Here is a 13,387-nt window from a genome sequence, read left to right on the forward strand (position 1 = left end):
ATTCTCGATTATTAGCGAGATCCCCGGCAGGACCCGCCTTCAGTTGGCGGGTCCTGTGCCAGAGAGTGATCTCGATGCGCTTCTTAAGCTCAGCGGCGACATCGACGGCGTGCACAAGGTGCGCGTTTACGGCCGTATTGGCCAGATGGCGCTCGAATATGATGAGCAGTGTCGTGCGGGCGTGCTCGACGCTTTGTGTGCGCTCGATGCCCAGGCCATTGCCGACGCAAAGACGGGTTATGTGATGCAGCTTGAGCCACGCAAGCACAAGCTCGTCATGGATCTTGCCACACTTATCGGCGCCCACTACGCGCGCCGCTGGTTCTTGCCGACGCCTCTGCGTGCGGTGTTTGTCGTGGCCGGTTACATGGCATTTTTGCGCGCTGCCCTTCATGAGCTGGCGCAGCCGCGCCTAACCGTTCCTGTGCTTGACGCTTCGGCCATCGGCATTTCGTTCGTCAAACGTGATGTCGACACCGCGGGCCAGACGATGTTCCTGCTCAACGTGGGTGAGCTGCTCGAGGACTACACCCGCGCCATGAGCGAAAACGAACTCATCAACTCGCTGCTCGATGTGCCCGACAAGGCGCAAAAGGTCGTCGGCGACACCGAGGTAAGCGTTGCCGCCACCGAGCTTGAACCCGGCGATTTGGTCGCCGTGCGCACCGGCATGTCTATCTGTATCGACGGCGTGGTCGAGCAGGGGAGCGCTATGGTCAACCAGGCGACCCTGACCGGCGAACCGCTGGCCGTCGAGCGCAGCGTGGGCGACGACGTGTTCGCCGGCACCGTTGTGGAAGATGGCAGCATCTTGGTGCGTGTGCGCGCCAACACGGCTCAGACCAAGCTCCGCTCGATCGTCTCGCTCGTGCAGACGGCCGACTCGCTCAAGTCCGAGGGTCAGTCGCACATGGAGGACCTCGCCAACAAGATCGTCCCATGGAACTTCCTGCTCGCGGGCCTGGTTGCGCTCACCACGCGCAGCCTCATCAAGACCTCAGCGGCGCTGATGGTCGACTACTCGTGCGCACTCAAACTCACGGGTTCCGTCGCCGTCATGACTGCCATGAGCGATGCTGCCAAGATGGGCGTCATGGTCAAGGGTGCGAAGTACTTTGAGTCGTTTGCCAAGGCCGACACCATTGTGTTTGATAAGACCGGCACGCTCACCGAGGCACAGCCGCGTCTTGCCTGCGTGCTCACCACCGATGGCTGGAGCGAGGATGAGGTCCTGCGCCTTTCCGCTTGCTTGGAGGAGCATTTCCCGCATCCGGTGGCGCGTGCCGTGGTCAACGCCGCCCGCGAGCGCGGGCTCGAGCACCGCGAGCGCCATGCTGCCGTCGAGTACATCGTGGCACACGGCATCGCTTCGTCCATCGAAGGACGTCGCGCGATTATCGGCTCGGCACACTTTGTGTTTGAGGATGAGGGCGCGCAGCTCGAGTCCGACATAAAGGAGCGCATCGAGTCCCAGATGCAGGGCCTGTCGCCGCTGTATCTGGCGGTCGACGGCACCGTTGTGGGCGTGCTCGGTATCGAGGACCCGCTTAAGCCCGGGGTCCGCGAGGCCATCGCCGACTTGCACGCGTTGGGCGTTAAGCACGTGGTCATGCTCACGGGCGACTCGGAGCGCACGGCCGAGCGCATTGCTCGCGAGGCAGGTGTCGACGAGTTTAAGGCCGAGCTGCTGCCCGAGGACAAGTACGCGTATGTGGAGCGCATTAAGGGCGAGGGGCGCCACGTTGCCATGGTGGGCGACGGCGTCAACGACTCACCGGCGCTGGGTCTGGCCGATGTGGGTCTGGCCATGGGCGGTGGAAGCGACATCGCCAAGGAGGTCGCCGATATCATCCTGACCGATACAGATCTGGCCGCAATCGTGCGCCTGCGCCGCATGAGTCAGGGGCTTATCGACCGTCTGTCGAGTTCGTATTCCAAGGTGATGCTCACCAACTCGGCGCTGTTGGCATTGGGTATTACCGGCATGATCACTCCGCAGACGTCGTCACTGCTGCACAACGGCTCAACGATCGCCTACAGCCTGGGCAACGCAAAGGCGTACCTGCGTTAGCGTTTTCGATTGAGTATATGGCCTGCATTCGGGCGGCACCGCAGCCGTCAGGGTGCAGGCCTTCTTTTGTTTGACGATATGTTAGCTCGGATATATGCTCGTGCTAGCAATGCTAGTAAATGCTGAAGGTGAGGTTGAGATGGCTACCGTTGGCAGCATGGCACAGGTGAATGTTCGCGTAGATCGCTCGGTTAAAGAGCGCGCCGAGGAAGCGCTGCGGCTTTCGGGCGTCTCGCTGCCCGAGCTCATCAAAAAGGTCGTGGCCAAGGTCGCGCAGGGTGGCGGGCAGTGCGAGGAAGTGCTTGCGGCCGTCGACGACCGGCAGCAGACCGTCGCGCCCGATACTCCGTTCGCCGCGTCGTGGGCAGCGGCAGACCGGCTTTATGCAGATTTGGGCATCGCTACGTCGCCCGTATCCGACGATCGCGGTTGGGACACAATCTATTCCGAAGCCATGGACGAGCGCTATCGCCAAAAGGGGATGATCCTGTGAGCGGGGCTCCCCTCAAAAAAATGGTGGACGCCAACGTATGGGTTGATTCGTTTTGCGTCGACCATGCCGAGTCGCTTGCCGCGCGTGCGTTTATTGGGCAGGCGGCGGAGACGGGGGCATTGCTGTTCTTTCCGGTGCATATCGCCAAGGACGTGCTGTACGTTGTCCAACACGAGCTGAAGCGTAGCGTTCTTGCCAGCGGGGGAGCGCTCGACGAGGCATCTGCCCGTGCAATTGGCGATGCGGCGTTGGCGTTTGTTCGGAACATGACCGAAAACGCTACGGCCGTGGGTGCAGACGCATCCGATCTGTGGCTAGCCGACAAATATCTGACGCTCCATCGCGATTACGAGGACAACTTGGTGCTCGCCGCGTGCAAGCGCGCACAGGTCGATTACTTAGTGACCAACGATCACAAGCTGCTCGAACATGCCGATCTTGCAGCGAAGACCCCGCGCCAAATGATGTCGATTCTTGCTTTGGCCGAACGCGGCGGCGCGGCTATCGGTTGACGCGAACTGTTTGCGGGCCTCTTGGACGACGATGCGCCAAGGGACTCGCGTCTGCTATTTACAAAAGCTCGGCCTTAATGGTGGGACTTTCTGCGAGCTGCTCGGCTGCCTTTTCGTCTGAGCTGTCGAGTGCTGCCAGACTGCGGTAGACCCACTCGTTGACCTGGGTGTTCTTGACGCCTGCAGTCTGCATAAGGGTACCTACCTCGCGGATTGCTGCGAGCAGATCGGCCTTGGGACCTGCGAGCTCTACCTCGATGCCGTGGTAGGCGGCCACGCCGCGGTTCTCACTCACGTGGTCGATAAAGCCCTCGACGGTCTCAAGCTGCTGGGCGAGAGCTGCATCATCGTCGGCGTCCAGCGCGACGAGTGCGTTCGATACCGTGAGGGCGGGATGTCCGCAGGGGACAAAGCCTTCGATGACATCCATAGCTTCGGTAATGGTTGAGCCCAGGCCTGCGAGGGCATTGACGAGTTGCTGCTTGGTATCCATGGCGGTCCTTTCGACGGGTCAATTTTGCTTGGCGAAAATATACGTGACGCGATCGGTAGCAAAAGTGCGAAGTGCGGCGCACATTGGGGTCTTCACAGCTCGTGCATAGAACAGCTGTCCGCTTTCAGAACGTGGTAAGATAACACTCCACAAGCGGGGCTCGCCCCGCATGTTCCTTGAAAAGTCGACGGGTGTTGGGTGCTCGTGCCCAATGCCATCCAGACTTTCCCGACATTCGGGGGCGACTGGTTTCGACACGATAGCTCTGAGAGAGGAAGCAAGCCGAGGTCTCCTCGCCTCGTTAAACAGGGGTACCGTCAAATTGAATTGACAACAACTCTTCTTTTGAGCCTATGGCTCTCGCTGCTTAGTTTATAGCGGCGCGTCAACCCGGTGATTTCCCCGACACCGGCGCGACGTCATGTTAGGGGAATGCTCCTGCGCACGTAATCGGTATGGCGCAGGCTAAGACCGAACCGGTTAGGACGCCGCGAGCGTGTCGCTGCGCGCAAAGCGTCCGAGACTAAACCAGCGACTGAGCTTGGAGATGCCAATCAGGGGGCTTTCGTGGACCGGAGTTCGATTCTCCGCGCCTCCACCATAAGCAACAGACAGGTAGATATTCGTATCTGCCTGTCTTTTTATTTCTAGTCCGTACCGCGGAGAATCGAACTCTGTGCAGGGCGCGGGCGTAAAGAAAACGCGTAAGCGTTTTTAGCCCGCGGGCGAGGACGCCGGTAGGCGGCCGAAGCCGGTGCGTATTTGCGAAGTAAATACGCGGATTCTCCGCGCAATGCCTCAGCCCAAAACAGATGCGATGTCGATCGGATGACAGCCGACAATGCCCCCGCGCCAACGTCATCTCTACCCGCGGAGAATCGAACTCTATGCAGGGCGCGAGCGTAAAGAAAACGCCTTGGCAACGCAGACCGGGACGCGCTTTCCCAATGGCGGCCCAGGCGGAAAGCGTGTCCCGGAATCCGCGCTCAGACTGGGACGTAGTTTCCGGATGGCGCCTCAAGCGGAAACTGCGACCCGGAATCCCGCCGTAGAGTGGGACATGCTTTCCCAATGGCAGCTCAAGCGGAAAGCGCATCCCGGAATCTAAGCTCGGAATGGGATTCATTTTCCTGATGGTGGGATCAGCGGAAAATGAGACCCGGAATTTGCTCTGAGAACGGGACACACTTTCCGCTTCACCTGCCGCCTCGAAAAACCTGCGCTCTCACCATCCCAAAACTGGGTAGAAGAAAGCCAAAACGCAATCGCAGGAGGTCAACATGACTGCAGAAGATAAGGCAAAGAACGCCGGCAAGGTCGCGCTCGTCCTGGAGGGCGGTAGCTTTCGCGGGCAATTTACCGCAGGCGTGCTCGACGTCCTCATGGAGGCTGGTGTCGAAATCCCGGCGGTGTACGGCGTCTCGGCCGGCGCCCTCAACGGCGTGAACTATAAGTCGCACCAGATCGGCCGTGCCAACCGCATCAACCTGGCTTTCTGCAACGACAGTCGCTTCATGGGCGCCGCATCGTTTGCGTCCACGGGCTCTATTGTGGGTTACGACTTTATCTTCAACGATGTCCAGGACCGCCTGGACCCCTTTGACAACGAGACGTTCGACGCGAGCCCCATCGAGATGTACGCCGTCGCGACGGACATGCTTTTTGGAACCGCCGCGTACCTGCCGGTCAAAAGCGCCGTGCTCGATCTCGACGCTGTGCGCGCATCGACGTCGCTGCCGCTGGTGACGCCGCCGGTCGAGATTGACGGGCACAAATACGTCGACGGCGGTGTGGCCGATTCGGTTCCTATCGAGCACGTGCTGGAGGAGGCGGGCTTCGATCGCGCGGTTGTCATTGTCACGCAGGACCGCTCGTACGAGAAAAAGCCCTACGAGTTTATGCCTGCCGCGCGCGCCCGCTATGCCGACTACCCCTATCTGCTCGAGGCTATCGAGACGCGCCACGACCGTTACAACATCCAGCGCATGCACCTGTGGAAGTATGAGCGCGAGGGCCGTGCGTTGGTCGTCGCTCCGCAAAAGCCGGTCGAGGTCGGCCATGTCGAGCACGATTCGGCAAAGCTTTTGGACCTGTATATCCAGGGCCGTCAGGAGGCAAAGCGTCTGCTCGCGGAAATCCAAGAGTTCGTTGAGCGCTAACGACGGCGAACCCTCAAAAAATGGCAACAGCTAAAGAGCTGGAAAATCACGGCTCGTGGATGACATGTGCAGAAACTCTGGTCGGAGCCAAAATACCTGTTGACTCGTACGGCGAGCGGGGTAATATGGACGGGTTACTTGCAGAGCCCCGTGAATCTCTGTAACAACACGTACTGTACATGGAGGAGTCTAAGTGATTTCGAAATCGACTCACTACGCCAAGCAGGGCGAGGTCCAGCGCAACTGGGTTCTCGTTGACGCCGATGGTGCTGTCCTGGGCCGTCTTGCCACCCAGATCGCAATGATCCTGCGCGGTAAGAACAAGCCCCAGTTCACGCCCAACAGCGACTGCGGCGACTTCGTTGTCGTCATCAACGCCGATAAGGTCCAGCTTACCGGTAACAAGGCCGATACGAAGACCTATTATCGCCACAGCGGCTACAACGGCGGCCTCAAGGCTGAGAGCTTCCGCCAGGCTATGGAGAAGCACCCGGAGAAGGTCATCGAGCGCGCCGTTCGCGGTATGTTGCCCAAGACCACCCTCGGCCGTGCCCAGATGACCAAGCTTAAGGTCTACGCTGGTGCCGAGCATCCGCATGCTGCCCAGAACCCCACGAAGATTGAGCTGGAGGCTTAAAGATGGCTGAGAACACCGTTGTCTACCAGGGTACCGGCCGTCGTAAGAACGCCGTCGCCCGCGTCCGTCTCGTCCCCGGCACCGGCAAGGTGACCATCAACAAGCGTGACGCCGAGCAGTATTTCGGCCGTCATCAGCTCGTTGAGAACGCCCTTGCTCCCTTCAAGGTGACCGACACCGCCGGTCAGTTCGACGTTATCGCTCTGTGCGATGGCGGCGGCATCTCCGGTCAGTCCGGCGCTCTGCGCCTGGGCATCGCTCGCGCTCTTCTGAACGCTGGCGACTACCGTGCTGACCTCAAGAAGGCCGGTTTCCTTACGCGCGATGCTCGCGTGGTCGAGCGCAAGAAGTACGGCCTCAAGAAGGCCCGCCGCGCTCCCCAGTTCTCCAAGCGCTAAGGTTTTATCTCCTTTCGAGATACAATGTACAAGCGGGGCCTGCCGATTCCTCGGCGGGTCCCGCTTTTCTTTTTCGACTAGGGTGGGCGGTTGCATATCGCCTACTAGGGAAGGAGCGATCCTATGCCCCAGAACATCTTCGGCACCGATGGCGTCCGTGGCGTCGCCAACGCCGATCTTTCGTGCGACCTCGCGTTTCGCCTGGGCCGCGCGGCGACCAAGTTTCTTGGTCCGGACATCTGCATCGGCCGTGACACGCGCCTTTCGGGCACCATGCTCGAGAGTGCTCTGACCGCCGGCATTATGGCCGAGGGCGGCCGCCCGCACTGCTGCGGCGTTATCCCTACGCCGGCCGTGGCGCTGCTCACCGTCCAAAACGAGCTCGATGGCGGCATCGTCATTTCTGCTTCGCATAATCCGCCGGAGTTCAACGGCATCAAGTTCTTTAGCCGCAAGGGCATGAAGCTTCCCGACGCGGTTGAGGAAGAGATCAGCGCCTGGGTCATGTCCGAGGAGGCCATGGCTGCCGACACGCTGCCGACCGGCGCCGGTGTGGGTCACATCATCAAGATGAAGGACGCCCGCAAGGCATATGTCGATCATGCCATCAGCACGCTCGACGGCCTTAAGCTCGACGGCCTGGTTGTTGCCGTCGACTGCGGTCACGGTGCTTCCTGCCAGACCACGCCCGCCGCGCTGCAGCGCCTGGGCGCCACGGTCCATGCCATCAACACCGATTACTGCGGCACTGACATTAACGTTGAGTGTGGCTCCACGCACCTTGAGCCCCTGCGCGAGCTCGTGCTGCGCACCCATGCTGACATCGGTCTGGCCCACGACGGCGACGCCGACCGCGTGCTGTTCGTGGACAGCGAGGGCAATGAGATCGACGGTGACTACATCCTGGCTATCTGCGGATCTGACCTCGCCGCTCGCGGCAAGCTCGCCAACTCCGAGATCGTCTCGACCGTCATGTGCAACCTGGGCTTCTCCATCGCTATGAAGGAGCAGGGCTTCGAGATGGTCCAGACCGCCGTGGGCGACCGCTACGTTCTGGAGCGCATGCTCGCGGACGGCGCCGTCATCGGCGGCGAACAGTCCGGCCACATCATCTTCCTGGAGCACAACACCACCGGTGACGGCCTGGTGACGGCTCTGCAGCTGCTGGCCGTGCTCAAGCGCACCGGTCGTACCCTCACCGACCTTGCCGGCATCATGAAGAAGTACCCGCAGGTGCTCGTCAACGTGCATTCCGACAACAAGGCTGGTCTGGACGATTGCCAGCCCATCTGGGATGCCGTCGCTGCTGCCGAGAAGGAGCTTGACGGCCGCGGCCGCATTCTGGTGCGCCCGAGCGGTACCGAGCCGCTGGTCCGCGTGATGGCCGAGGCCGAGACGCACGAGCTGACCCAGCGTGTTGTCGACGACATCGTCGAGGTTGTCAAGCGCGAACTTCCCTAATGGTCAAAAACGGGTGCCAAGTGGTAAACTGTTAAAGCTATTTTGGTTGATTGGTATGTCCGAGGGGGATCATGTTCACTAAAGTCCTAAGGTCTTTTGGTATGCGTGGTCGAGTCCTTACGCTGGATGCTCCCATCTCGGGCGACGTCATTCCGTTGTCCGAGGTCAATGACCAGACATTTGCCACCGGCCTTTTGGGCCAGGGCGTGGCGATTCAGCCTACGGGTACGCGCGTGATTGCGCCGGCAGACGCCAAGGTCGAGGCCATTTTTCCCACGGGACACGCCGTTGCGCTTAACACGATCGATGGCTTGGACGTGCTTATTCACGTTGGTTTGGACACTGTTCAGCTCGAGGGCAAGCACTTTACCGTACATGCGCAAGTGGGTGACATCGTCCATAAGGGCGATGTACTCATCGAGTTCGATCGCGAGGCAATTGCTGCCGAGGGCTACGATGTGACGGTTCCCATCTTGGTGTGCAACTCCGTTGAGTTCTCGAGCATTAAGGGCTCCGTTGGAGAGCACGTCGAGGAGATGGACCAACTCATCGTCGCTCGCGAGCGCTAGTGAGCGCGCTCGGCCTTTAGCCTACAATTCAAACACGTTTACGGAGGGCGCCCTTGAAAGAGGGCGCCCTCCGTGGCAAGATGGGAAACGTCCGAGGCTAAACAGCTTTGGGTCACCGTGGACGGGCAGGGGCCTCGACGCGGCTAGACACGAGACACATACATTACGCGACCTCGCCCTGGTGGCCGCACACGTTGGTTGCGGCCGACGCGGGCCGCGGGCAAGTGCTTGTAAGGGGAGCCTTGCCTCTTTTGTACGAGAAAGGACGCGTAATGAAGATCATTAAAGCTAAAGACTACGAGGATATGAGCCGTAAGGCCGCCAATATCATCTCGGCCCAGGTTATCCTCAAGCCCGATTGCGTACTGGGTCTTGCCACCGGCTCCACCCCGATTGGCGCCTACAAGCAGCTCGCCGCTTGGTACGAGAAGGGCGACGTCGACTTTGCCGAGGTCAGCACCTACAACCTGGACGAGTATCGCGGTCTTTCGCACGACGATCCCCAGAGCTATCACTACTTTATGCGCGAGAACTTCTTCGATCACATCAATATTGATCTGAACAACACGCACGTGCCCGATGGCTCCAACCCCGATGCCGCTGCTGCCTGCTCCGAGTACGACAAGATCGTCGCTGCCGCCGGTTACCCGGATCTGCAGCTGCTCGGCATTGGTAATAACGGTCATATTGGCTTCAACGAGCCCGATGACCACTTCTCCAAGGGTACGCACTGCGTCGATCTGACCGAGAGCACCATTCAGGCCAACAGCCGCCTGTTCGACAGCATCGATGATGTGCCCCGTCAGGCTTACACCATGGGCACCCAGACCATCATGTATGCCCGCATGATCCTGGTTGTCGCCAACGGTGAGGCCAAGGCTCAGGCTGTGCACGATATGTGCTATGGCCCGGTTACGCCCGAGTGCCCCGCTTCGATCCTGCAGCTCCACACCAATTGCGTCGTCGTTGCTGACGAGGCCGCTCTTTCGCTCTGCGAGTAACGCGACCAAGCGATCTTACATAGCTTTCCAAAAGGCCCTCGCTTTGCGGGGGCCTTTTTAGTGGATGCGGGCCGTAATGTGTGCATGACGGAAACCTTGCCACATGCTTGGCGAGTGGGCTCTAAATCATGAGATTCATTCCGTACCAGATTCTATGCACATTTGCCACTATAGAGTCGCAAGCGGTAGCGAGGAATAGGCGAGTTGCGCAACTCAAATAAAAACAGACGACTGCGCTACACTGCAAATTGGATGGGACATGCTGGCAAGCGCATTGACCTGCGCAAAGACCTATTGGTCGGGGGATAAATTACCATCGGGCCTCGCTGTACAAAAACTTGCCAAACACGTACCGGCAGACAACCAAAAACTCTAAGTCGCGCTATTCACGGGGTGGCTCATATGGTCCTGCAGCTACGGTGTCCATATGGTCGAGTTGAGGAGCAGGCATGGTAAACGATCTGGGCAATACGGACGACCTCGAGTTGATGCCGACGGGCGGCGGCTATATGGTGCGGCGCGATCGCTTGATGAACGAGCTCATCGTTAAAGGGCGCAAGGCAGGAATCGTTCTGCTTTACGCGCCCGACGGGTTTGGTAAGACGTCGGTATTGCTGCAATACGTGCAGGAAGTTAAATCGGATCCCACGCGAGGGCCGGTTCGGATAATCGAGGCCGACCGCGCGATTGGACGCGAGCTCTTTATGCAGCTCGAGGTTGTCGCCGATGAGCTTAAGGACAAACCGCATTCGCTCGTTGCGATCGACAACGTGCCCAATCTCGAGCAGCGCGAAACAGAGGACCTCATCGATCAAATCCGCAGCTTACGTGCTACGGGGACGGGGGTCTTTATTACTTGCCGCCCCTCCAACCGATTGCTTATCCACGGGTTGGGCGATTCTGTAAAAGTCAATGCGCAGATGCTCAAGGTGCACGCCTATGAGTATTCGTCATGGGCTACGGCGTTTTCGATCAGTACATCGCTCGATTTTTATCGGCTCACGCAGGGTGTGCCAGAGCTGGTATCTGCCCTGCAGACGGGAATGTATGGACAGGGCGATGTTGCCGGGTTGCTCGAGAACGAAATCGTCAACGTGTACGGTGCGGCGCTGGCAGATCTCGCATCGCTCGAGAACAACCTGTTGTTTACCGTTGCCTGCTTGATGGTGCTGATGGGCGAGGGTCGCATTGCGGAGCTAGAGGCGTGCGGTGTAAGGCTTTCGATGATCGACCAGTCCATCTTTGTGCGCGATTATCCGTTTTTTGGCGTGGATCCGTCTGATCGCACCTTTAGGTGTTTGGGCGCTAAGGACAACGCGCGCCTGAGGCTGCGAAAGCTCGTTGCCGAGATCCGTCCCGAACTTGTATCGCGGGCTGCTCGCATTTTGATTAAGGCGGGCCGATGCGATTTGGCTATGGACCTGGCCGATGCGTTCTTGGACCGCCATGTGGTGTTGGAACTTGCCGGGCAGTATGGGGCCGATCTTGCCCTGACCGGGCACGGAGGGGACATTTGCCGCGCGGCGACGGCGATGGTCAATGCGGAAAAGCAGGAGAAAGAGCCGGCACCCGCCGAGGCGCTCGGCGTGTATCTGGCGGCTGTCAGCGTGTGCAATACAAAGCTCGCAAGGTATATGGCGTCCGTTATCGAACGTGCGGGCGATCAGGCGGCGCGCGAGCTCGACCCCGCTACCTGGAAAATAGCACAGGCGCTCACTATCGCCTTTTACGGCGACAATGACCTGGGGCTTCCCGCCAACCCTGTTGTGCAAGAACAGACATCCTGCGAGGTGCTCGACATGCTGTCCGCGCATATCGAGGTCAAGCGCCACCTAACCGAGCGAGCGAAAGACGGCAATGTTCTCGCGAAGCTCAAGGCGCGCAAAGCCTATGATTGCGAGCTCGACATCGCGGGGATTCTCATACAGGCCGACCATATGCTGGTGGAGCTGTTCGACGGCTCGTTTGCTAAACCCGACGAGCGCGATGACAAGATGGCGCAGATACTCGAGGCGCTCGATATCCGCGGGCTTAAGGCGCCATCCATTTGGCTGCGTATGGTGCTGGCGGCGCGGCGCCTGCTCGCGGGCTTGCCCGTGACCGACGATGTGGCGTTTGGCGAGCTCGACCGCTTTGCGGTGCGTGTTCGCGACAATCAAATTCAGCTGTTTGGGCTATTGCTGGAGGGCTGGCAATCGCTGGCGGAGGGGCGGCCAGTCAACGCAAAGTTCCGTGCGGTCCAGGTGCTCAAGCTCGCCGACGAATCGATTACGTACATGCGCGAAAACGCTTTGCTGCTGGAGCGCGTGGCGTATCTGCGCAATACGTCGCTGGTATCGGTTCGCGAAGAGGCGGAGCTGCTCGATATTAGCAAGACGCAGGTCGGTGGCTCAGAAGCCTGGGTCGTGGCGCTGCATTTGGCCTGTGCGGGCCGAGACAGCGACCTTGCGGCCTGGATGTCCATGAATCGTGCGGGGATTCTAGAGCCATCGTATCGGCTCTTTGCGCGCCTTGCCATGCATTGTCTGGGCGAGCCGGCGGGCAGGATACGCAAGAAGCTTCCCGTGCGCGAGCTGTCGCGGTACTCGCTGCGCGACGATTTGGAAGGGGAGGGCGAGCGTCTGTTCCAGGCTGGCGAGGTTGAAGCCGTTGATACCATCGACCATATCGAGATTCGCATGTTTGGTGCGTTTCGCGCCGAGCGCGACGGGTTTCCCATCACGGACAAAATGTGGCGCCGCAAGAAGGCGGCGACACTTGCCGAGCGGCTTGCGCTGGGCATGGATGCGCTCGTCGATCGTGAGACGCTGGCCATGGAGCTGTGGCCCCATGCCGAGTTCAATAGCGCCCGCAACAACCTGTACTCGACGATATCGCGCTTGCGGTCGGCCTTGGGGCCGACGCCAGACGGCAAGTCGTGCGTGCTCATCCAAAATGAATGCATCGGACTCAACGGCGACTACGTCAAGACCGATGTACGGCTGTTTGACCAGATAAGCCGCGAGGTTTTGGGAAATCGCACGGGTGCGCGCGGGCCCCATTTAGTTGAACTGTGCCTTAAGATTGAGCAGCTTTATGCCGGACCGCTGTATGTTCCCAATGGCTGTAATCCCACCTACTTTTTGCGTATGCGACGCATTATGCAGTCAAAGTACATCGATTGCATGATTAAGGGGGCCAATGCCGCTCTAGAAGAAAACGATCTGCAGTCGGCGATTTGGCTGGCGGAGTCGGGGCTTCGGCAGGAAACGGCGCGCGAGGATATGGTGCGCTGCGCCATGCGCGTCTACAGTGCGGCGGGGCGGCGGCGCGATATCGTCGAGCTATACAGCGGGCATATGCACCATCTGAGGGAGCAGGTCAATGGCGTGCCCGAGCCCGAGACGCGGCGTCTATACGAGCGCTTGGTGGAGGGGCGGCTCAATCGCGTGCTGGTCGAGCGATAAAAAACGGGCGCCCAAAGTACTTGGGCACCCGTAAGCTTGCTATGTGTTGGCTCGCCGGATCATTGGCTCTTAGACGAGCTTGATCTTCTCGATGTCCTTGCGTGAGGACTCGCGATACAGCGAGAACTTGCGGCCGATGACCTGGAC

The 13,387-nt window shown here is 59.7% G+C and carries 11 protein-coding genes and 1 other RNA gene; 11 read left to right on the forward strand and 1 reads right to left on the reverse strand.

Annotated features, from left to right (window positions below; translation table 11 throughout):
* The first annotated feature begins 55 nt into the window (after nucleotides 1-55).
* The 3 genes from ABHR75_RS06415 to ABHR75_RS06425 all read left to right on the forward strand — a co-directional run bounded on the left by ABHR75_RS06415 (nucleotide 56) and on the right by ABHR75_RS06425 (nucleotide 3,076).
* Nucleotides 56-2,071: a heavy metal translocating P-type ATPase gene (locus tag ABHR75_RS06415; RefSeq protein ID WP_254668683.1), complete on the forward strand. Its 2,016-nt coding sequence runs from the start codon at nucleotides 56-58 to the stop codon at nucleotides 2,069-2,071.
* Nucleotides 2,072-2,210: 139 nt separating this feature from the next.
* On the forward strand, nucleotides 2,211-2,564 hold the full coding sequence (locus ABHR75_RS06420; protein ID WP_138114193.1) for a hypothetical protein: 354 nt from the start codon (nucleotides 2,211-2,213) through the stop codon (nucleotides 2,562-2,564).
* Complete coding sequence (locus tag ABHR75_RS06425; protein ID WP_346963906.1) at nucleotides 2,561-3,076, forward strand: type II toxin-antitoxin system VapC family toxin; 516 nt, start codon at nucleotides 2,561-2,563, stop codon at nucleotides 3,074-3,076. The genes ABHR75_RS06420 and ABHR75_RS06425 overlap by 4 nt, the downstream gene beginning before the upstream one ends.
* A 58-nt stretch (nucleotides 3,077-3,134) precedes the next feature.
* Here ABHR75_RS06425 and ABHR75_RS06430 read toward each other — a convergent pair whose 3' ends face one another.
* Nucleotides 3,135-3,569, reverse strand: a complete 435-nt coding sequence (locus ABHR75_RS06430) for a hypothetical protein (RefSeq protein WP_138114199.1) — start codon at nucleotides 3,567-3,569, stop codon at nucleotides 3,135-3,137.
* A 237-nt stretch (nucleotides 3,570-3,806) separates the two neighbouring features.
* Between ABHR75_RS06430 and ssrA the strand changes: the two genes are divergently transcribed.
* The 8 genes from ssrA (at nucleotide 3,807) to ABHR75_RS06470 (ending at nucleotide 13,240) form a co-directional block, all read left to right on the forward strand.
* Nucleotides 3,807-4,170, forward strand: a transfer-messenger RNA (tmRNA) gene (ssrA, locus tag ABHR75_RS06435).
* A 679-nt stretch (nucleotides 4,171-4,849) separates the two neighbouring features.
* A complete protein-coding gene (locus tag ABHR75_RS06440) occupies nucleotides 4,850-5,728 on the forward strand; it encodes a patatin-like phospholipase family protein (protein WP_138114202.1) in 879 nt (292 codons plus the stop codon).
* A 193-nt stretch (nucleotides 5,729-5,921) separates the two neighbouring features.
* Nucleotides 5,922-6,365, forward strand: a complete 444-nt coding sequence (gene rplM / locus ABHR75_RS06445; RefSeq protein ID WP_022094635.1) for a 50S ribosomal protein L13 — start codon at nucleotides 5,922-5,924, stop codon at nucleotides 6,363-6,365.
* 2 nt (nucleotides 6,366-6,367) lie between these two features.
* The gene (gene rpsI / locus ABHR75_RS06450) at nucleotides 6,368-6,763 is read left to right on the forward strand and encodes a 30S ribosomal protein S9 (protein WP_022094634.1); all 396 of its coding nucleotides are present in this window, start codon (nucleotides 6,368-6,370) and stop codon (nucleotides 6,761-6,763) included.
* A 123-nt stretch (nucleotides 6,764-6,886) separates the two neighbouring features.
* Nucleotides 6,887-8,224, forward strand: a complete 1,338-nt coding sequence (glmM, locus tag ABHR75_RS06455) for a phosphoglucosamine mutase (RefSeq protein ID WP_117862485.1) — start codon at nucleotides 6,887-6,889, stop codon at nucleotides 8,222-8,224.
* 101 nt (nucleotides 8,225-8,325) lie between these two features.
* On the forward strand, nucleotides 8,326-8,793 hold the full coding sequence (locus tag ABHR75_RS06460) for a PTS sugar transporter subunit IIA (protein ID WP_346963907.1): 468 nt from the start codon (nucleotides 8,326-8,328) through the stop codon (nucleotides 8,791-8,793).
* A gap of 272 nt (nucleotides 8,794-9,065) precedes the next feature.
* Entirely contained in the window at nucleotides 9,066-9,794 is a 729-nt protein-coding gene (gene nagB, locus ABHR75_RS06465; protein ID WP_117583336.1) for a glucosamine-6-phosphate deaminase, read from the forward strand.
* Between the two features lie 449 nt (nucleotides 9,795-10,243).
* Nucleotides 10,244-13,240, forward strand: coding sequence for an AfsR/SARP family transcriptional regulator (locus tag ABHR75_RS06470; protein ID WP_346963908.1), 2,997 nt, complete (start codon nucleotides 10,244-10,246; stop codon nucleotides 13,238-13,240).
* The last annotated feature ends 147 nt before the right edge of the window (nucleotides 13,241-13,387 follow it).

The organism is Collinsella aerofaciens (genome assembly GCF_039752955.1).
Taxonomy (GTDB): Bacteria; Actinomycetota; Coriobacteriia; order Coriobacteriales; family Coriobacteriaceae; genus Collinsella; species Collinsella aerofaciens_BI.